The 21,755-nt window shown below is 67.1% G+C and carries 7 protein-coding genes; all 7 read left to right on the top strand.

Annotation, left to right across the window (positions count from 1 at the left end; genetic code table 11):
* Positions 1-19: 19 nt before the first annotated feature.
* The 7 genes from KY495_RS22840 to KY495_RS22810 all read left to right on the top strand — a co-directional run bounded on the left by KY495_RS22840 (position 20) and on the right by KY495_RS22810 (position 21,723).
* A complete protein-coding gene (locus tag KY495_RS22840) occupies positions 20-10,633 on the top strand; it encodes a non-ribosomal peptide synthetase (RefSeq protein WP_219881558.1) in 10,614 nt (3,537 codons plus the stop codon).
* Between the two features lie 66 nt (positions 10,634-10,699).
* Positions 10,700-12,025 (top strand): MATE family efflux transporter, encoded by a 1,326-nt coding sequence (locus KY495_RS22835; protein ID WP_219881557.1) that lies wholly within the window; start codon positions 10,700-10,702, stop codon positions 12,023-12,025.
* Between the two features lie 2 nt (positions 12,026-12,027).
* Positions 12,028-13,230, top strand: a complete 1,203-nt coding sequence (locus KY495_RS22830; RefSeq protein ID WP_219881556.1) for a hypothetical protein — start codon at positions 12,028-12,030, stop codon at positions 13,228-13,230.
* Between the two features lie 118 nt (positions 13,231-13,348).
* Positions 13,349-14,623, top strand: a complete 1,275-nt coding sequence (locus KY495_RS22825; protein ID WP_219881555.1) for an efflux RND transporter periplasmic adaptor subunit — start codon at positions 13,349-13,351, stop codon at positions 14,621-14,623.
* Between the two features lie 14 nt (positions 14,624-14,637).
* Positions 14,638-17,064: an ABC transporter permease gene (locus KY495_RS22820; protein WP_219881554.1), complete on the top strand. Its 2,427-nt coding sequence runs from the start codon at positions 14,638-14,640 to the stop codon at positions 17,062-17,064.
* A 42-nt stretch (positions 17,065-17,106) separates the two neighbouring features.
* Entirely contained in the window at positions 17,107-17,814 is a 708-nt protein-coding gene (locus KY495_RS22815; protein WP_219884393.1) for an ABC transporter ATP-binding protein, read from the top strand.
* Positions 17,815-17,856: 42 nt separating this feature from the next.
* A complete protein-coding gene (locus tag KY495_RS22810; RefSeq protein ID WP_219881553.1) occupies positions 17,857-21,723 on the top strand; it encodes a non-ribosomal peptide synthetase in 3,867 nt (1,288 codons plus the stop codon).
* The last annotated feature ends 32 nt before the right edge of the window (positions 21,724-21,755 follow it).

Here is a 21,755-nt window from a genome sequence, read left to right as displayed (position 1 = left end):
AACGGATAGGGGCAAACACGTGCAAGCTGTTATGGAGTTTCTGGCCTCGCTCGGGGCCAAGGGGATCAAGCTGTCGCTCTCGAATGGCACCCTGGACTGCTACGCGCCGCCTGGCGCACTGGACGAGGCCACCCGCGCCAGCATCGTGCAGATGCGGTCCCATATCATCGCCATGCTGGAAGAAAGGGCGCGGCAGCGTCCCGGCAGCGCGCTGCCGCGCCGCTTTCCGCTGGCCGCCGGTGCGGCCGGGCTGTTCGTGCGCCAGCAGGTGGACCCGGCTTCCTGCGCCTACAACGTCCCGCTGTGCCTGCGCAGCCGGCGCGGTATCGACGCCGCCCACGTGGCGCGGGCCTGGGAGCTGGTGCAGGACCAGTTTCCCATCCTGCAGTCGCGCATCGTGGACGAAGACGGGCGCCTGTCGCACGTCATCGACGACGCCTGCCGCACGGCTCTGTCGACCGAACAGATTGACATCGCCGGCGAACAGGCCATGCTCGCCTTCCTGCGCGAGCGCGTCCAGCGGCCGTTCGACCTTGAACAAGGGCCCCTCACGCGGGCCGAAATGTTCGTCAACGCCCAGGGCGGCACCACGCTGCTGATCACCATCCATCATATCGTGGTGGACGGCGTCTCCTCGGTCATCCTGCTCTCGCGCATGTTCATGCATTACCTGGCCCTGGCAGCGGGGCGCAGCGCCCCCGCCGGGCCGGTATCGGACGGCTACCGCCAGTTCGTGGATTGGGAGCAGGCCATGCTGGCATCGCCGGAAGGCCAGGCCCACGCCGACTACTGGCGCACGGTGCTGGACGGCGCCCCGCCCCCGGCCGAGTTCGCGCCAGTATCAGCCAGCGGCGGCGCACCCGGCGCCGATGCCATGGTGATGGAGCCCCTGACGGCAGCATTATCGAATGCAGTCATGGCGCTGTCGCGCCGCTGCGCCGTGCAGCCATCGGCCATTTTCCTGGCCGCCTTCCAGCTGCTGCTGCACCGTTACACGGGCCAGGAAGACCTGGTGGTCACCATGCCGGTGATGGGACGGGCAGGTGGGCGTTTCGGTGCCGATGTGGGTTATTTCGTCAACATGATTGCGCTGCGCAGCCGCTATTGCGGCGCCACTGACCTGCAGTCCTGGCTGCAGGACGCGGGGCGCGGCATGATCGATGCGCTGTACCACTCGCCGTATCCATTCCCGCGCATTGCCAACGACCAGAAGCAGGCAGGCGGGCACGCCGACTTCCGCATCTCGTATGCGTTTCAAAACGTCTTCAAGCTGCAGGATATCAAGCTGCCAGACGGCGGCGCATTCGACGTGGAGCTGGTAGGCGACATCAGCCAGCCGCTCGACGGCGACCTGGGGCTGGAAATCTACGAAGACAAGGGCGTCTATGCCCTGCACCTGAAATACGCGCAGCGCGTACTGAGTGCACGCATGGCCATCGGCATGCTCGGCCAGCTGCGCACGCTGCTCGAGGCGGCAGTGGGCGACACCAGCTGCAGCCTGGACCAGCTTGATCTGGTCGATGCCGGGGAGCGCCACCTGCTGCTGGAAACCTTTAACGACACGGCCGTGCCGTTCCCGGAGGAGCGCTGCGTGCACGAGTTCTTCCAGGAGCTGGCCGCCGGTTCGCCCGATCTGCGGGCAGCCGCCTTTGCCGGCACCAGTCTCACCTACGGCCAGCTGCATGCGCGCTGCGCCGACCTGGCGCTGCACCTGCAGGGCCTGGGCGTGGGCGCCGACAGCTTGGTAGGCCTGTACATGGAGCGCTCGCTGGAACTGATGGTGGGCCTGATGGGGACCCTCGTGGCCGGTGGCGCCTACGTGCCGCTGGACCCGGATTACCCGGCCGACCGCTTAGGCTACATGCTGGCCGATACCAATGCCGGGATCGTGCTGACCCAGGCGCGCCTGCTCGACAGGCTGCGCACGCTGGCCGCACCGGGCACGGTCCTGATCGCGCTTGACAGCGGCTGGGCCGAAGTAGCCGCCTCGGCCCAGGCCACGCGCGCTGCCGGCGGCAGCCTGCGCCAGCTGGCCCGGCCCGACAGCCTGGCCTACGTGATCTACACTTCCGGGTCCACCGGCCGCCCAAAAGGCGTGATGCTCGAACACCGCGCCCTGATGAACCGCATCCACTGGATGCAGAACAAGTACCGGCTCGACCAGTGCGACGTGGTGCTGCAAAAGACGCCGTACAGTTTTGACGTGTCGGTGTGGGAGTTCGTGTGGCCGCTCATGGCCGGCGCCAGCGTGGTGTTTGCCGAGCCGGGTGGGCACATGGACGTGCTGTACCTGCGCCGCCTGATCGACAGCGCGGGCGTCACCACGCTGCATTACGTGCCTTCCATGCTGCGCGCCTTCCTGGAAAACGCCGATGGCCAGTGCCCGGGCGTGCGCCAGATTTTCTGCAGCGGCGAAGCGCTTGACCGCCGCTCGGCCGGGCAGTACCGCGCGCGCTTTCCCAACGCGGCCCTGCACAACCTGTATGGTCCCACCGAGGCGGCCATCGACGTCACCTACCACGACTGCGCCGTGCTGCCGGACGCCTTTGTGCCCATTGGCGCGCCGATCGACAATATCGCGCTGTATGTCACGGACCAGAACCTGCGCCTGCAGCCGCTGGGCGTGGCCGGCGAATTGCAGATTGCCGGGGTGGGCCTGGCGCGTGGCTACCTGAACCTGCCGCAGCTCACGTCCGAACGTTTTGTCGCCAATCCCTACCGGCCGGGTGAACGCATGTACCGCACCGGCGACCTGGCGCGCTGGCTGGAAGACGGTACCATCCAGTACCTGGGGCGCATCGACACCCAGGTCAAGATCCGTGGCTTTCGCATTGAACTGGGCGAGATCGAACATCAGCTCAACCAACACCCGCTGGTGGAAGACAGCGTGGTGGTGGCCGCCGGGTTCGCAGGCGAACAGCGGCTGGTGGCTTACTACGTGGCGCGCGGGGATGACCATGGCGAGGCGCCAGGGCAGCATGAACTGCGCCTGCACCTGCAGGCATCGCTGGCGGCGCACATGGTGCCGTCGGCCTTTGTGGGCATTGACGCCATTCCCCTCACGCCCAACGGCAAGGTGGACCGCCGCCGGCTGGAACAGCGGGAAGTAAGCGCCCAGACGGCGCGCAGCCATGTGGCGCCGCACAGTGCCAGCGAGCGGGCCCTGGCAGCGCTGTGGGAACAGCTGCTGGGACTGGAAGCCGGTCAGGCTGGCGCCGACGACGACTTTTTCGAGCTGGGCGGGCACTCGCTGCTCGCGACCCAGCTGCGCTCGCGCGTGCGGCGCGAGCTGGGTGTGGACGTGCCGCTGCGCGCCATGTTCGACCACACCACGCTGCGCGCCCTGGCCGCCGTGGTCGATGCCATGGCGCCTGCGGCCGGCGCCGCGCAGGCTGCGATCGCGCGGGCCGACCGCAGCCGGTTTGCGACACTGCCCCTTAGCTACGCGCAGGAGCGCCTGTGGTTCCTCGATCAGCTTGAACCTGGCGCCGCCGGCTACAACTGCCCCGGCGCGGTCACGCTGCGCGGCGCCTTTGATGGCGATGCACTTGAACGCGCCTTTAACACCATCATCGCGCGCCATGAAACGCTGCGCACCATCTTCCCCAGTGAAGACGGGCAGGCATGCCAGGTGATCCTCGACGAGCTGCGCCTGCGGCTGGAACGCATTGACCTGAGCGCCACCGCCGGCCGCCACCACACCGCGCGCCGCCTGTGCCTGCAGGAAGCGGCCACCCGGTTTGACCTGGGCACCGGTCCCCTGATCCGTGGCAAGCTGATCGAGCTCGGGCCAGAGGAACGCATCCTCATGCTCAATATGCACCACATCATCAGTGACGGCTGGTCGCTCGGTGTCCTGATCGCCGAGCTGGGCGCGCTGCTTGAAGGCGCCGCGCAAGGTATCCCGGTGCAGCTGCCCGCCTTGCCGGTCCAGTATGCGGACTACAGTATCTGGCAGCGCGAGCGCTTCGAGCAGCAGGGCGTGCTCCAACGCCAGCTCGACTACTGGCGCGGCAAGCTCGATGGGGTGCCGGACCGCCTGGCACTGGCCACCGACTTTGCGCGGCCGGCCCAGACCGACCTGGCCGGCGCCACCCACCGCCTGCATTTTGATCCATCCCTGACCACGGCCCTGAAGGCGCTGGCAGAGCGGCAGGGGGCAACCCTGTTCATGGCGCTGCTGGGCGCCTTCAAGGCACTGCTGTACCGCGTCAGTGGCCAGGCCGACCTGTGCATCGGCAGCCCGGTGGCCAACCGCCAGCAGGCTGAAACCGAGGGCCTGATCGGCATGTTTGTCAACACCCTGGCGCTGCGCAGCCGGGTCGACGGCGCCGCATCCTTTGCCACGCTGCTCGGTCAGGTGCGGCAGACCTGCCTGGAAGCTTACGAGCACCAGGACACTCCTTTCGAGAAAATCGTCCAGGCGCTCAAGATCCGTCCCGACATGGGCCGCAGCCCCCTGTTCCAGGCCATGCTGATCTTGCAGAATACAGCCGCCGCTGCCGCTGCAGGTAACGGCCACGCCGAGCCTTATCCGCTGGACGCCGGCATCAGCAAATTTGACCTGAGCCTGGAATTTACGGAAGCAGCGCACGGCATGGCCTGCGTGATCGAATACCGCACGGCCCTTTTCAAGCCGCTGACCATTGCACGACTGGCCCGCCAGCTGCGCGACCTGTGCGCAGCCATTGTGGCAGCACCCGACAGTCCGCTCGATGGCCTGCCATGCCCGGCAACGGGGGAACGCGAGCTGCAGGAACTGTTCAACGACACGGCCGTGCCGTTCCCGGAAGAGCGCTGCGTGCACGAGTTTTTCCAGGAGCTGGCCGCCGGTTCGCCCGATCTGCGGGCAGCGGCCTTTGCCGGCACCAGTCTCACCTACGGCCAGCTGCATGCGCGCTGCGCCGACCTGGCGCTGCACCTGCAGGGCCTGGGCGTGGGCGCCGACAGCCTGGTAGGCCTGTACATGGAGCGCTCGCTGGAACTGATGGTGGGCCTGATGGGGACCCTCGTGGCCGGTGGCGCCTACGTGCCGCTGGACCCGGATTACCCGGCCGACCGCTTAGGCTACATGCTGGCCGATACCAGTGCCGGGATCGTGCTGACCCAGGCGCGCCTGCTCGACAGGCTGCGCACGCTGGCCGCGCCCGGCACGGTCCTGATCGCGCTTGACAGCGGCTGGGCCGAAGTAGCCGCCTCGGCCCAGGCCACGCGCGCTGCCGGCGGCAGCCTGCGCCGGCTGGCCCGGCCCGACAGCCTGGCCTACGTGATCTACACTTCCGGGTCCACCGGCCGCCCAAAAGGCGTGATGCTCGAACACCGCGCCCTGATGAACCGCATCCACTGGATGCAGAACAAGTACCTGCTCGACCAGTGCGACGTTGTGCTGCAAAAGACGCCGTACAGTTTTGACGTGTCGGTGTGGGAGTTCGTGTGGCCGCTGATGGCCGGCGCCAGCGTGGTGTTTGCCGAGCCGGGTGGGCACATGGACGTGCTGTACCTGCGCCGCCTGATCGACAGCGCGGGCGTCACCACGCTGCATTACGTGCCTTCCATGCTGCGCGCCTTCCTGGAAAACGCCGATGGCCAGTGCCCGGGCGTGCGCCAGATTTTCTGCAGCGGCGAAGCGCTCGACCGCCGCTCGGCCGGGCAGTACCGCGCGCGCTTTCCCAACGCGGCCCTGCACAACCTGTATGGTCCCACCGAGGCGGCCATCGACGTCACCTACCACGACTGCGCCGTGCTGCCGGACGCCTTTGTGCCCATTGGCGCGCCGATCGACAATATCGCGCTGTATGTCACGGACCAGAACCTGCAGCCGGTCGCGCTGGGCGCTGAAGGTGAATTGCTCATTGCCGGCGTGGGCCTGGCACGCGGCTACCTGAATCTGCCGCAGCTCACTTCCGAGCGTTTTGTCGCCAATCCTTACCGGCCGGGCGAACGCATGTACCGCACCGGCGACCTGGCGCGCTGGCTGGAAGACGGCACCATCCAGTACCTGGGGCGCATCGACACCCAGGTCAAGATCCGTGGCTTTCGCATTGAACTGGGCGAAATCGAGTACCAGTTGAACACCCATCCACAGATCGAGGACAGCGTGGTGGTGGCGGCGGGACAGGCCGGCGAGCAGCGGCTGGTGGCCTACTTTGTGGCGCGCGGCCAGGCGCCGCAGGCGCAGGCATTGCGTGATCACCTGGGCGCCACGCTGGCGGTGCATATGGTGCCGTCGCTGTTTATCGAAGTGGACCAGATTCCGCTCACTCCCAACGGCAAGGTGGACCGGCGCCAGCTCGAGCAGCGCGACCTGGGCGTGCAGCCCACCAAGGCACGCGTGGCGCCCCGGGAAGGCACCGAGCGTGCCCTGGCGGCCATCTGGGAAACACTGCTTGGCCTGCAGCCGGGGCAGGTAGGGGCGGCAGACAATTTCTTTGAGCTGGGCGGCCACTCGCTGCTGGCGACCCAGCTGCTCTCGCGCATGCGCAAGGCGTTCAGCGTGGAGTTCACCCTCAAGTCGCTGTTCGACCGTTCCACCCTGGCCCAGATGGCGCGCCGGGTGGACGCGGCCGCGCGGCCGGCACTGCCGGACGCAGGTATCGTGCCGGTGGAGCGCAGCGCCACGGCACCGCTGCCACTGAGCTTTGCCCAGGAGCGGCTATGGTTCCTCGACCAGCTCGAACCCGGCACGGCCGGCTACAACTGCCCCGGCGCCGTGACCTTGCACGGCCAGTTCGACAGCGATGTGCTGGAGCAGGCCTTCAATGCCATCATCGCGCGCCACGAAACACTGCGCACCGTGTTCCCGAGCCAGGATGGAAGGGCACGCCAGCTGATCCTGGATCAGCTGTGCATCACGCTGGAACGGATTGACCTGCGCGAACGCGCCGACCGGCGCGCCGAGGCACACCGCCTGTGCATGCAGGAAGCGGCCACCCCGTTTGACCTGGCCCGCGGCCCGCTGCTGCGCGCCCGGGTGATCACGCTGGCCGACGATGAACGCATCCTGATGCTCAATATGCATCACATCATCAGCGACGGCTGGTCGATCAGTGTGCTGATCGATGAACTGGGCCGGTGCATCGACGCCATCGCGCGCGGTGAGCAGGTGGCGCTGGCGCCGCTGCCAATCCAGTATGCCGACTACGCGGTGTGGCAGCGCAGCCAGAGCGCCGGCCCGGTGCTCGACGCGCAGCTCGATTACTGGCGCGGCAAGCTGGCCGGGTCGCCCTCGCAGCTGGAACTGGCCACCGATTATCCGCGCCCGGCGCTATGGAACAATGCCGGCAGCACGCACCGCTTCACGCTTGACGCCGCGCTTGCCGGCCAGCTCAAGACGCTCGCCGAGCAGCAGGACGGCACCCTGTTCATGGTGCTGCTGGCCGCCTTCAAGACCCTCTTGTACCGCGCCAGCGGCCAGGACGACCTGTGCATCGGCACCCCAATTGCCAACCGCCGCCACGCCGAGACCGAAGGCTTGATCGGCATGTTCGTCAATACCCTGGCCCTGCGTACCCAGATCGATCCTGGCGCCCCGTTTTCCGCCTTGCTCGCTGCCGTGCGTCAGACCTGCCTGGAGGCGTACGAGCATCAGGACACGCCATTTGAAAAAGTGGTGGACGCGCTGCGCCCGCAGCGCAGCACGGGTGCCAGCGCCTTGTTCCAGGCCATGCTGGTGCTGCAAAATACCGCGCCGGCAGCCGGCGCCGAGCAGGTGAGCCAGTACCGGCTTGACAGCGCCACCAGCAAGTTTGATCTCAGCCTGGAGTGTGCCGAGAGCGCGGCGGGCCTGGAGTGCACGGCCGAATACAGCACCTTGCTGTACAAGCCGGAGACCATCGCCCGCCTGTGCCGGCAGTTCAGCGCGCTGTGCCGCGCCATCGTGGCCGCGCCCGATTGCGCCGTGGACCGCCTGTGCTACCTGGGCCCAGACGAGCGCACCCGCGTGCTGGAGACCTTCAACGCCAGTGCCGTACCGTTCGAGCGCGATGCCACCATCGGCGCGCTGTTCACCCGCCAGGCCCTGGCCGCGCCCGGCCGCCGCGCCACCGTGTACCAGGACAGTGCCCTGACTTACGGCCAGCTGCACGCGCAGTGCGCCGACCTGGCCCTGCACCTGCAGACGCTGGGCGTGGGCGCGGACAGCCTGGTGGGCCTGTATGCCGAGCGCTCCCATGAGCTGATCATTGGCGCGATGGGCATTTTGATCGCGGGCGGCGCCTATGTGCCGCTCGACCCGGATTATCCGCACGAGCGCCTGGCCTACATGCTGCAGGATACGGGGGCGGCCATCGTGCTGACCCAGTCGCACCTGCTGGCACGGCTGCGCAGCATGGCGCCGGCTGGCACGCGCCTGATTGCCATTGACGGCGAACGCGCGGAGATGGCGCAGCAGGCACGCACATCCGGGGCCGTGCTGCGCACGCTGGCGCGGCCCGACAGCCTGGCGTATGTCATCTACACCTCCGGCTCGACCGGCAAACCCAAGGGCGTGATGGTGGAGCACCGCGGCCTGGTCAACCATAACCAGTGCGTGCGCCGCCGTTACGGGGTTGGCCAGGACGACGTGCAGATCCAGGTGGCCAGCCCCAGCTTTGACCTGTTTGCCGAGGAAGTCTTCGCCATCCTGCTCTCCGGCGCCTGCCTGGTGCTCGAGCACAAGGACAAGCTGCTCGCTGCCGACGAACTGGGACGGGCCATTGCGGCCCATGGCGTCACGATCCTGAATGTGCCGACCGCGCTGTTTCATCAACTCGCCGCCAGCGGGGTCGATCCCGCCACCGTGCGTACCGTGGTGGTGGGCGGCGAAAAGCTGGAGCATGCCAGGGCTGCCGCATTCTGCGCGCGCCATCCGCACATCAAGCTGATCAACACCTACGGCCCGACCGAAGCGACCATCATCTGCACCATGACCGAGGTGACGCCGCAGCTGCTGGCCAGCCACGCCGCAGTGCCGATCGGCCAGCCGCTTGACAACACCCGCATCTACATTCTCGACGCGCATGGCGCGCCGCAGCCGGTGGGCGTGCCCGGTGAACTGGTGATCGCCGGCGCTGGCCTGGCGCGCGGCTACCTGAACCTGCCGCAGCGCAGCGCCGAGCAGTTCGTGGCCGATCCGTTCCGGCCTGGCGAACGCATGTACCGCACCGGCGACCTGGCGCGCTGGCTGGACGATGGCAGCATCGAGTACCTGGGCCGGATAGACGCCCAGGTCAAGATTCGCGGCTACCGCATCGAGCCGGGCGAGATCGAGGCCCAGCTCGACGGCCATCCCGCGGTGGCATCCAGCGTGGTGGTGGCCAGCGGCGAGGCTGGGGCCCAGCGCCTGGTGGCCTACTTTGTGCCGCGCCAACCCGGTGTCGGGCCGGACGCACTGCGCGACTACCTGCAGGCGCTGCTGCCGGCCTTTATGGTGCCAGTCGCCTTTATCGCCCTGGAGCAGATTCCCCTCACACCCAACGGCAAGGTGGACCGCCGCGCGCTGGCGCAGCGCCAGGTGCAGCTGCAGTCGGCGCGCCGCTACGTGGCCCCGGCCAGCGCGGCCGAGATGCGCCTGGCCGCCCTGTGGGAAGCACTGCTGGAACTGGCCCCCGCCACGGCCGGCGTGGACGACAGTTTCTTTGACCTGGGCGGCCACTCGCTGCTGGCGGTGCAGCTGATCGCCCGCATCAAGGATGATTTCGGCCGCCCGCTGCCGCTGGCTGCGCTGTTCCAGTATCCGACTTTGGGCGCCATGGCTGCCGCGCTGGCAGGGCCGGCCGCGAAAAGCGAGGTGCTGGTGTCGCTCCAGCCGGCAGGGCAGGGCACACCGCTGTTCGCGCTGCCCGGCGCGGGCGGCAATGTCCTGTCGTTCGCGGCCCTGGCGCGCGGCCTGGAGCAGCTTGCGCGCGAGGCGGGCCAGGCTCCCCAGCCCATCTATGCACTGCATGACCCCGGCCTCGATGGCGGCGCGCCAGCGCGCAGCGTGGAGCAGGCTGCCGCGCTGGCGCTGCAGGCGGTGCGGGCGCGCCAGCCGCAGGGCCCTTACTACCTGCTGGGGCACTCCTATGGCGGCGCCGTCGCCTATGAAACGGCGCGCCTGCTGCTCGAACAGGGGCAGCAGGTAGCCTCGCTGGTGCTGCTTGACGCGCTGGCGCCGGCTTCCCTGGCACAGATCGAGCAGGCCGATGACACGCTGGAACTGATTGGCGAACTGGCCGCCCTGGTGCGCCGCCAGTATCCGGACCGGGAGCTGGTGCTGGACAACGCTGCCCTGCGCGGCGCCGACAGCGCCGGGCGCGCAGTCCTGGTGGGGGCGGCCATGGCGGACCAGGGCATGGCGGTGGACAGCGAACAGCTGGCCCGTTTCCTGGCGCTGTTTGACACCCATGCGGCCAGCTACCGCGCTTATCGCCCGGCGCCACCGGCCGCAGTGCTGCCGGTCGTCCTGGCGCGGGCGTTGGCTGGCAGGGCTGTCCCCGTGCCCGACGATTACGGCTGGGGCGAGGTACTGGGCCAGCCGCCGCGCGTGTTCCTGGCCGAGGGCGACCATATGTCGATGCTCGGACCGGACCATGCACTCCAGCTGGCCGCGCAGTTGCAGGCGTGCCTGGCGCTGCCCCAGGGCGGCACCGTTGTCAATGATGATCTGGCGGCCTAGGCCAATGCCGGCGCGTGCCTGCGCCGGCTCACTTTTTTCGATAGCAGGACCTAAGGAGATTTTTGGATGATAAGCAAACAACGTGTCAAGGCCATCATGGACCTGGCATTGCCGGTGACGGTGGGACTGAGTTCCTCCTTCATCATGGCCATTGTCGACCTGGCGATGGTGGGCCGGCTGGGCACGGCGGCAGTGGCGGCAGTCGGTGTCGCCGGCTTCAGCCACGCCCTGATCTCGGCCCTGCTCACCGGCGTCACGCCGGCCGTGCAAAGTATCGTGTCGCGCCGCATGGGCGAAAAATCGACGGAGCCCAAGTGCGCTCCGCTGAACGCCGGCCTCATGATGGCGCTGCTGGCAGGCATTCCGCTGGCCTTCATCTGCTACGGGCTGATCGACTGGTATTTCTCGTCCATTTCCTCCGATCCGGAAGTGGCGCGCGTGGGCACGCCCTACCTGCAGGCGCTGGTGCTGGGCATGCCGTTCGCGGGCCTGGCCAATGCCTTCCATGGCTTCTGGGCCGGGGTGGCCAGGACCCGGGTCTACATGCTCAATATCCTGTTCGTCAACCTGCTCAATGCGGGCCTGGGCTTCGTGCTGATCTTCGGCCACCTCGGTTTCGAGCCGATGGGCGCGGCCGGCGCCGGCATGGCCACCAGCATTTCGCTTGTGGTCAGCGCGCTGATCTACGCCATCATGACCTATGTCAGCTATCGCGGCGAGGGCTTGCTGACCTATAAACCGAGCAAGGAACTGATCCAGCGCATGCTGCAGATCGGGATTCCGGCCGTCTTTGAAGCAGGTTTCTTTGCCATGGGCTTCCTGGTGTTCTACTGGATCGTCGGTCGCATGGGCACGGCCGAACTGGCGGCGATGAATGTCCTGACCCGCATCTCCATTCTCATGGACCTGTTTGCCAGCGCCTTGGGCATGGCTGCCATCACCCTGGTGTCGCGCACGCTGGGCGAGGGCGACGCCGAAGAAGCCGAGCGCTGGGGCTGGGACGTGGCCAAGATCGGCGTGGTCTGGATCACCCTGCTGGGCGCGCCGCTGGTGCTGGTGCCGGAATGGTGCCTGTCGATCTTCCTGACCGACCCGGCCACGCTGTCGATGGCGATCCTGCCGGCGCGTTTGACGGGCGCCTTCCTCGGCATTGCCAGCCTGATCTACATCTTTGCCACGGTGCTCATCAGCCTGGGTGAAGGCAAGCGCGTCATGATCGTGTCGTTCGCCACCCAGTGGGTGCTGTTCCTGCCGGGCGTGTGGATCGTGGGGGTGATGATGCAGGGCGGCCTGAACGCCATCATGTATGTGCAGCTTGCCTATGGCGCGCTGGCCACCACGCTGATCGTCGCCATCTGGCGCGACGGCCGCTGGAAGCAGATCAAGATCTGACCATGGATGACGTCAACGATCACGGCCTGCATCGCCTGTACGGCGCGGCGGGGCGGCGCATTGCCTACCGCAAGTCCGATTACGCGGACTACCTGCTGATGCTGGCCATCAGCGCCCTGGTGCTGGGCGTGTCGTACCAGGCTTCGCCATGGCTGATGGGCGCCGGCCTGGTGCTGTGCGCCTTGATGGCGGTGAGTTTCCCGCTGCGTCATGGCGCCACGCTGGCCATGCCGGAACTGTTTCGCCAGCCGGTGGCGGCCCTGTACTCGCTGCTGTACAAGGTGCAGAACATCAAGCCCATGTTCTGGGTCGCGGCGCTGCTGCTGGCGGCCGACCAGCTGTTCATCCGCGCCACGCCCGGCTGGCCTCATCACAGCGCGCTGATGGGGAACATCGCGCTTGGCCTGTTCCTGGTTCACCTGGCACTGCTGTCGCTGTACCGCACCGTGATCCTGGCGGCGCACCTGCAGCGCCGCGCGCTGGTGCGCGAAATCCTGCAGCAGACCGTGTGGAAAAGCGCGCTCGAACGTCAGCCCAATGTGGTGCTGCATATCGTGCATGCCTATGTCACGGGACTGCTGACGCACCTGATCCTGCTCGCGCCCTGGTTCCTGGTAATTACGCACGCCCGTTTTTCGGTTATCAGCGTGGCCGTGACGAGCGTTGTGTGCGTGCTCATTCACGCTTTTCACCTGCGAACCTATAGTGACTGGTACTACCGCGACCACTGGCTGGCCCATAACGCCCCGCTTGATTTTGTCTACCTGCACGGCACCCATCACGACGCCATTCCGTGCGGCCTGATCGGCGTGTCCGGCAACGGCTTGCTGGAAGGCTTTTTGCGCAGCCTGGGCGGCAATCCGACCTCGCTGTACAGCCCGCCGATTGCCTTCCTGCTGCACACGGTGGAAGTGCTGCAGGACATCCGCATGCACCAGTACATTCCCGGGATTTACCCGCAGCTGCCGCGCCAGTTTCACGACGTGGCCCAGCATTCGACCCATCATTTCGGTCGGCTCGAACCGTATGGCATCGGGCTGCGCATGACCGGCGCAGGGGAGGGCGGGGGCAGGAAGAACTGGCTCGACTTTCCGCCCGAATCGATCATGAATTCCATTGCCATCGACGAGCGATTGAATGGTTTTGAGTGGGATAACCCACGCTACAAAAAGTTCCTGGAGCTGGTCGACAAGTACCAGAAATAAGCGATGAAAAGAAGCGATACATGGCAATGATGCAGCCACGCGACAGCTGCTAAAAGTCCACCATTTTTTCTCGCAATAAATTGCGATAGTGTTACACTTAATTAGATTGAAAACCTATATGAATAACAACGAACGGAGTTCCATGGATCGCGCCAGGCCCGAATCGATACGTCGTTCCAGATCGCGCGTTCTGCGCTATGTGATCCCAGGTGTCGCCGTTGCCGGCATCGCCATTTCCCTGTTTTTCGTTGACTTCAATACGGTCCGCGTGGAGCGCAGCAAGCTCGCCATTTCGGCGGTGGAGCGGGGCACGCTGGAGATCAAGGTCAGGGGCAGCGGCCAGCTGCTGCCGCGCACCATCGAGTCCATCGGCGCCCAGGTCAACGGGCGCGTGCTGAAAAAGCATGTGCAGCCGGGCGACGTGGTCAAGGCCGGCCAGCTGGTGCTGGAATTGTCCAATCCGCAGGCGGTGGCGCGCGCCGACGAGGCGCAGTCGGCCTGGCAGGGCGCGCTGACCGATCTGGGCGCGACCGAGTCCGAACTCAAGACCGATTTGCTGAACCAGGAAATCGCGCTCACCCAGGCGCGCTTCAACCTGCAAAGCGCGCAGCTGCAGCTGGAAGCGGAAACCGAACTGAAGGCGGCCAACCTGGTCTCGGGCGTGGACTACAAGCGCACCCAGCTCAATGTGGCGCAGCTCAAGCGTGCGCTGGAAATTGGCCAGGACCGGGTCAACGCCATCCGCGCCAACATCAAGATGAAAGTGGCGGTGAGCCAGGCGCGCGTGACCGAACTGGCGCGCGCCCTGGAGCGGGCCCGCAATGATGTCAACAACCTCAAGATCGTGGCCGGCATTGACGGCATTGTGCAGGTCCTGCGCGCCGACATTGGCCAGGAACTGACGGCCGGCCAGCCGATCGGCCAGATCGCCCAGCCCAACTCGCTGTATGCCGAACTGCGCGTGCCGGCGCGCGACGCGGCCGAAGTGCAGGTGGGCCAGGAAGTGCTGGTCGATACCCACAACGGCACCGTGCGCGCCCAGGTCACCCGGGTTGATCCGGCCATTGCCAACGGCACCGTGGTGGTCGATGCCGCCCTCAAGGGACCGCTGCCGAGCGGGGCCCGTCCGCAACTGGCCATTGACGGCGACATCTACCTGGCGCGCCTGCCCAACGCGCTGTTCGTCAGGAAGCCTTCTTATGCGCAGGCCGGCTCGCCCGTGTCCGTGTTCAAGCTCGACTCTTCCGGCGACTACGCCGACAAGGTCGTCATCAGGTCGGGCAAGCTGTCCCTGACGCTGATGCAGGTACTCGATGGCCTCAAGGCCGGCGAGAGCATCATCACTTCCGAGTCAGGCGACTGGCAAAACAAAGACCGTATCCGTATCAAGTAATAGGAGCTTGACCGATGTTGACGAATTTCTTGTTTGACTTGAAGTATGCCGCTCGCCTGTGGACCAAGGCGCCCGGCTACTTCCTGGTGTGCGTGACGGTGGTCGCGCTCAGCGTCGGCCTGGCGCTGTGGGCCAGCGTGCTGGCCTATACCCTGACCATGAAGCCGCTGCCCTTCCCCGGCAGCGAGCGCTGGATGAACATCCAGGTGGCGCGCACCGCCACCGCCGGCTCGGTCCCCGACATCGACCGTTTCACCTACCAGGAGATCGCGCGCCGCAGCACCGCCGCCGACCACCTGGGCAGCTACACCGTGGGCGCCCTCATGCTCAGCAACGGCAATGCCAGCACCCGCCTGCGCGCCGCTGCCATGAGCCCGCGCCTGTTGGCCACGACAGGCGTGGTGCCGATGGCCGGGCGCCTGTTCGACGAGCGCGACAGCGCCGTGGACGCCGCGCCCACCGCCATCATCAGCTACCTGACCTGGAAGACCCATTTCGCGGGCGACCCCGCCATTGTCGGCAAACCGGCCCGCATCGATGGGCGCTCGGTGCAGATCGTGGGTGTCATGCCCGAGAGCTTCTTTGCCTTTGACGACTTCGAGATCTGGACCCCGCTGCGCCTGGCGCCGGTGACGGCGCCCGAGGCTGCCGACGGCAATATCGTCTCCTTCATCCTGCTCAAGGATGGCCAGCAGCCGGAAGCCCTGCTGGCCGAGATGGCGCCTGCCATTGCCGAAGTCAACAAGAACTACCCGGCCAAGTTCGACGCCGGCCGCCATGTGGAACTGGTGCCGGCGCACCGCATGTTCACCAGCGGCTTCATTCCCGTTGCGACCATGATCAGCCTGATCGCGGTGGCCGTGCTGCTGCTGGGCTGCGTCAATATCAGCCTCGTGTTCTTTGCCCGCCTGCTCGAACGCAGCCGCGAACTGGCGCTGCGCATGGCGCTCGGCTCGACCCGCTGGCGCATGCTGCGCCAGTGCCTGCTCGAATCGGCACTGGTCATGATCCCCGGCCTGATCCTGGGCGTGATGCTGACCATCCTGGGCGTGCGCGGCACCCGCTTCATCAGCGACTACATGACCCAGTACCTGGCCAATGGCCGCGACGGCAACCCGCTGATGGTGCGCCCGGGCGACCTGCTGACGGCCGTGATCATTGCCGCCGTCCTCTGGCTGCTGAGCACACTGATACCGTCCTGGCGCCTGTCGCGGCAAGACCCGTCGCTGGCTCTGGGCGGCAGCGGCAAGGGCACGGCCAAGGCGGGCGGCGCCAAGTCGGCCGGCGCCATCGTCGGCCTGCAGGTGCTGGTGTCGTCGCTGGTGCTGGTGGTGTGCATGAATCTGATGGTGGCGGTGCGCGATGAAACCGGCAAGCCGACCGGCATCGAGACGGCCAACCTGATGCTGTCGACCTATCCGACCGTGCTGGGCGATCGCTACCCGGACGCGGCCGCGCGCCTGCAGTTCATGGACAGCCTGGCCGCGCGGGTCAAGGACAAGCTGCCCGGCACCGAAGTGGCGTATGCCGCCGCCGTGCCGACCCGCGCGCCGCTGTCGCCGGTGGCCATCGAAGGACAGACGCGCGCTGCCGACCAGGGCGTACTCAAGCTGCCGCTGACGGCCGTGTCGGACAATTACTTCGGCATGCTCGGCATTGCCCTGCGCAGCGGGCGCCTGTTCGATACCAGCGACACCGCCACCTCGCTCAACACCGCCATCGTCGATGAAGTCACGGCCAAGCGCTACTGGCCCAACCAGGATGCGGTGGGCAAGCGCATCCAGGTCGATCCCAATGAAAAAGGGCCATGGCTGACGGTGGTGGGCGTGGTCTCGGGCGTCAAGCACGAGCCGTACAACGATGATCCGGGCAGCATCTACCGTCCGCTGCGCCAGGCCGATCCCGGCAGCTTCCTGCTGCTGGCCAAGCTGCGCGACGCCGCCCCCGGCAACCGCGCGGCGCTGCTGGAAGCGGCCTATGCCAATGACCAGGACGTGTCGCTGCACAATCTGCAGTACCTGGACGACTACCTGAGCGCACTCGACATGACCTACACGGCACTGGTGCCGGCCTTTGGCATCATTTCGGCCATCACCGTGATCCTCGCAGCCAGCGGCCTGTTTGGCCTGATCAGCCGCTTCGTGGCGCGCCGCACCCAGGAAATCGGGGTGCGCCGGGCGCTCGGCAGTTCGCCGGCACGCATTGTGTGGCTGTTCCTGCGCCAGGGCGCCGTGTACCTGGCGGTGGGCGTGGTCGGCGGCGGCCTGGGCCTGCTCATTGCCAATGTCCTGAGCGGCTCGCTGCCCAATATCCTGTCCAACGCGGCCTGGGTCACGCCAGCCGTGTTCATGCTGCTGGCGACCGTGATCTTCACGGCCACCTACCTGCCCACGCGGCGCGCCCTGGCCATGGATCCGGCCGACGCCCTGCGCCACGACTAACCTTTGTCTCACCTTGGGAATACCATCATGACTAAGAAACATTTGCTGGAACTGCAGTCGGTCAAAAAAGTCTTTCAGACCGAAGAGGTCGAGACATGGGCACTGGACAACATCAACCTGACCATCGATGAGGGCGAGTTCGTTGCCATCAGCGGTCCTTCCGGCTGCGGCAAGTCGACCCTGCTGTCGGTGATGGGGCTGCTGACCTCGGCCAACGAGGGACGCTACCTGATCGACGGGGCCGAAGTGGCGGGCCTGGGCGCGGCCGAGCAGGCCCGCGTGCGCAATGCCGAGATCGGCTTCATTTTCCAGTCGTTCAACCTGATCGGCGACATGAGCGTGATCGACAACGTGTCCCTGCCACTGACCTTCCGCGGTGGCCTGAGCGGCAAAGAGCGCCAGCAGATGGCCACGGCGGCGCTGGAAAAGGTGGGCATGGCGCACCGCCTCAAGCATCTGCCAAGCCAGCTCTCGGGCGGCCAGCAGCAGCGGGTGGCCATCGCCCGCGCGCTGGTGTGCAATCCGAAGGTCTTGCTGGCCGACGAGCCGACCGGTAACCTCGACTCGCAAAATGCCGAGATGGTGATGGAACTGCTGTCCACCCTGCACAAGCAGGGCAGCACGATCGTCATGGTCACGCACGATCCGCGCTCGGCCGAGCAGGCTGGCCGCAAGGTCACCCTGCGCGACGGCAAGGTGGTGGAAGACACGCGGCCGCTGCTGGCCGCAGTCGGCGCCGGCCACTTCTAAGCGCCCGCCACGCCAATCGCCACCACTCACACGAGGCCCTGCATGAACCCAACCATTGATTGCGGCAGCGGCCGCGAGGTGAGCCAGGCCGAGGGGCGCCAGTACTGGCGCGCCACCCTGGCCGACGCGCTGCCCCTGCTCGCGTTTCCCACCGATTTTGCGCGTCCGGCCCGGATCGACGGGCGCAGCGCCGGCGTGTTGCTGCCGCTGGAGCCGGCCCATGCGGCGCGCGTGCGTGGGCTGTGCGCCGCGCATGGCATCAGCACCGAGCAGCTGTTCCTGGCCCTGTACCAGGTCTTCCTGCAGCGTTACGCGGGCCAGACGGACATCGTGGTGGGCCTACGCCAGGCCTGGAGCGGCGAGCCGGTACCGCTGCGCCAGCAGCTTGACGCAACCTTGCCATTCCTGGAACTGGCCGCGCACAATGTGCGCGCGCTGGAACAGGCGCACAGCTACGGTGCGCCGCCGCCGGAGCTGACGGCGCCCGATGCGGCGGCCAGCCACGCGCCAGTGTTCCAGCACCTGTATTCGTTTGCCCAGGTAGCAGGGCAGGGCGCCGATGCCATCGGCCTGTTCGACACCATGTTCACCGTCACCGACGACGGCACCGCCCTGGCGGCCGAACTGCGCTACAGCAGCGCCCTGTTCGCGCCCGACAGCGCCGCGCGCTGGGCCGCCAACCTCGTCACGCTGCTCGATGCGGCGTGCGCCACCCCTGGCGGCGCCGTTGGCGAGCTCGATTTGCTGCACGCGGACGAAAAAGCCTTCATTGCCGCCAGCCTGGACCGCAGTACGGCTGCCTTCGTGCCGCGCTTTTCCAGCGTGCATGCAGGCTTCGAGCAGCAGGCAGCGGCCACGCCCGAGGCCATCGCCCTGCGCTGCGGGAGCGCATCGCTCACCTACGCGCAGCTCGACGCACGCGCCAACGCCATTGCCCAGTACCTGCACCTGCAGGGCGTGGCAGCGGGCGAACTGGTGGGCATCTGCACGGCCCGCACCACCGACATGGTGGCGGCCGTGATTGGCGTACTCAAGCTCGGCGCGGCTTACGTGCCGATGGATACCAAGTACCCGGCGCTGCGCTTGGCCGCCATTGCCGACGAAGCCAGGCTCAAGTTGGTGGTGTGCGACGAGCGCGGGCGCGGCCTGTTCGGCGCCGGCGTGCGCGCCGTGGTCCTGGCCGAGATTGCAGACGCCGCGCCCACCTTCGGCACGGCGCCGGTGGATGAGGAAACGCTGTGCCACGTGATCTTCACCTCCGGCTCCACCGGCACGCCCAAGGGCGTGATGGCGCGCCACCGCAATGTACTGGCCTTCCTGGAGTGGATCTACGCCACCTACAGCCGGGAAGAGCTGGACGTGGTGCTGTGCTGCTCGTCGCTGTGCTTCGACCTGACCGTGTTTGAACTGTGGGGCCCACTGACGGTGGGCGGCACCGTGGTCCTGGTCGACAATCCTGCCTCGCTGGTGCAGCAGGACGTGCCCGGCCTGACGCTGGTCAATACGGTGCCGACGGCCCTGCGCCTGATCGTCGACGAGCTGGCGCTGCCGCGGACCGTCAAGGCCGTCAATGTGTGCGGCGAGCCGCTGGACGCGCAGCTGGTCAATGACCTGTTCCACCACTATCCGGACGTGGTGTTTTATAACACCTACGGCCCCACCGAAGACACGGCGTACTCCACCTTTTTCAAGATGACCGGCCCGCGCGAGGAAGATCCACCGATCGGTGCGCCCATCGTGCACGAATACGGGCGCGTGGTGGACGGGCACGGCATGCAGGTGCCGGTGGGCGCCGTGGGCGACCTGCTCATTGGCGGCGCTGGTGTGGCCAAGGGCTACCTGTTCAAGCCGGAAGCGACGGCGGCGCGGTTTACCGCCGCCACCGATTACGCCGGCCGGCCGGCCATGCAATACCGCACGGGCGACTTCGTGCGCCTGCGCGCGGACGGCCAGCTCCACTTTGTGGGCCGGCGCGATGACCAGGTCAAGCTGCGCGGCTTTCGCATTGACCTGGGCGACGTGGTGCATGCGATCGGCCAGATTCCCGGCGTGACCGATGCCCGCGTGCTGGTCAAGCGTCACAAGACGGGCGACGTACTGGTGACCTACATCAGCCACAGCGCCATGGCGCCCGGCAGCCGCAGTGATGCAGCCCTGCAGGCCGAAGTGGAGCAGGAAGCGCGCGAGCGCCTGCCGGCCTTCATGGTGCCGTCCTACTTTGTCCTGTTCGACAAGCTGCCGCTCAATGACAACGGCAAGGTGGACCGCCACGCGCTGGCCGCCATCGATTTCGACCCGCAGGCGGTGGCCACGCCGCCCGCTTTCATGTCGGACGACGAACGCACGCTGGCGGCCATCTGGAAACCGATCCTGGCCTGCGAACGGGTGGGCCGGGACGATGATTTCTTTGACCTGGGCGGCAATTCGCTGCTGGCCGTGCGCATGGTGGCGCGTCTGAACCGGGCCTTCGGCAGCGAGCTGCCGGCGCAGATCGTGTTTGAGCACCGCACCGTGGCGGCCCTGGCGGCGCACGCCCGCGCCGCCACCGGCGCGGCGCTGCCGCCCCTGGAACGGGTGGACCTGGCCCAGGGCGTGAGCCCCACCTATCCGCAGCTGGCCATGCTGATGGATGCGCACAAGACCAGTTTCAACCTGTGCCACGCAATGCATATTGACGGCCCGCTCGATGAAAATGCCCTGCGTGGCAGCCTGCGCGCGCTGCTGGCGCGCCACGATGCGCTGCGCAGCCGTTTCGTGATGGGCGAGGGCGGCGCGCGCATGCTGATCGATCCTGAGGCTGCCGACATCCTCGCCGTGCGCGTTCTTGAAGGCGGCGCCGGCGCCGTGCGGGCTGCCGTGGAAGCAGAATGGAACCAGCCTTTCGACCTGCAGCAAGGCTTGCCGATTCGCGCGCTGCTGCTGCGCGTAGCGCCCGAGCGCCATGTGTTCGTGCTGTCGGTGCACCACGTGGTGACCGACGAATGGTCCGCCAACATCATCAAGAGCGACCTGGCGGCGCTGTACCGGGCCGCGCTCGACCCGTCGCTGCCGGAACCGGCGTTCCTGCCGATCCGCTTTGGCGACTATGCCAGCTGGCAGGGCAAGCTGCACACGACGGCGCAATTTGGCCAGCACCTGGCTTACTGGGCAGGCGAATTCGCCCAGCTGCGCAGCGCCGGCGGCGCCTACCCGGCACCGGTGGCGGCCGCCGAAGACGAGGGCTGCGCCATGCGCTTTCGCCAGTGGACGCCGCCGCCGCAAGCGCAGGCGGCGCTGGCAGGGCTGGGTGCGCGCCACGGCTGCACGCCCTACGTCATCTACCTGGCCGCGATGCAGCTGGCGCTGGCCGCCTATTCGGGCCTGGAACAGCAGCTGGTATGGACGCCGGTGGCCAGCCGCACCCGGCCCGAGCTGGAAGAGTCGGTGGGCATGTACACCAACCTGACCGCGATCCTGGCCCAGGCCGGGTCCGGACAGCGCCTGGACGCATTTCTGCAGCAGGTCGACGCCAAGGTGGCGCAGGCGCGCCGCCACAGCGACGTCTCGGCCCTCACGGCCCTGATGCAGGATCCCGGCCTCATGCCCATGCGGCCCATGGTGGGGCTGAACTATATTGACCTGCCCAACGAATGCTGCTGGCAGTTTGAAGGCACGCAAGTGCTGCCGATTCCGCTGCAGCTCGAACACGAGGCGGACCTGTGCGCGCTGGAGCTGACGGTGCGGGTGGTGGACGGCGTGGCGCAGCTGACGGTGGCCTACAACACGGCGCAGTTCAACGGCGCCCAGGTGTCGCGTCTTGGCCAGTCGCTGTGGCACGCCATGGATGCGCTGTGGACCCGTCCCGCGGACAGTGTGGGCGAGCTGCTGGTGGCGCTGGCGGCAGGCGCCGAACTGGCTGCGGCCCCATGAGCGGGCGCCAACTGCCTGAACCTGTCCGGAGA

This window comes from Massilia sp. PAMC28688 (genome assembly GCF_019443445.1).
GTDB lineage: Bacteria > Pseudomonadota > Gammaproteobacteria > Burkholderiales > Burkholderiaceae_D > Telluria_A.
The sequence above is the reverse complement of the archived record's forward strand: the minus strand, read 5'-3'. Positions and strand labels throughout refer to the sequence as shown.

Coding starts and splice junctions, on each gene's coding strand:
- KY495_RS22835 (WP_219881557.1), top strand. CDS start 10,700: ATGATAAGCAAACAACGTGTCAAGGCCATCATGGACCTGGCATTGCCG.
- KY495_RS22825 (WP_219881555.1), top strand. CDS start 13,349: ATGAATAACAACGAACGGAGTTCCATGGATCGCGCCAGGCCCGAATCG.
- KY495_RS22820 (WP_219881554.1), top strand. CDS start 14,638: ATGTTGACGAATTTCTTGTTTGACTTGAAGTATGCCGCTCGCCTGTGG.
- KY495_RS22830 (WP_219881556.1), top strand. CDS start 12,028: ATGGATGACGTCAACGATCACGGCCTGCATCGCCTGTACGGCGCGGCG.
- KY495_RS22810 (WP_219881553.1), top strand. CDS start 17,857: ATGAACCCAACCATTGATTGCGGCAGCGGCCGCGAGGTGAGCCAGGCC.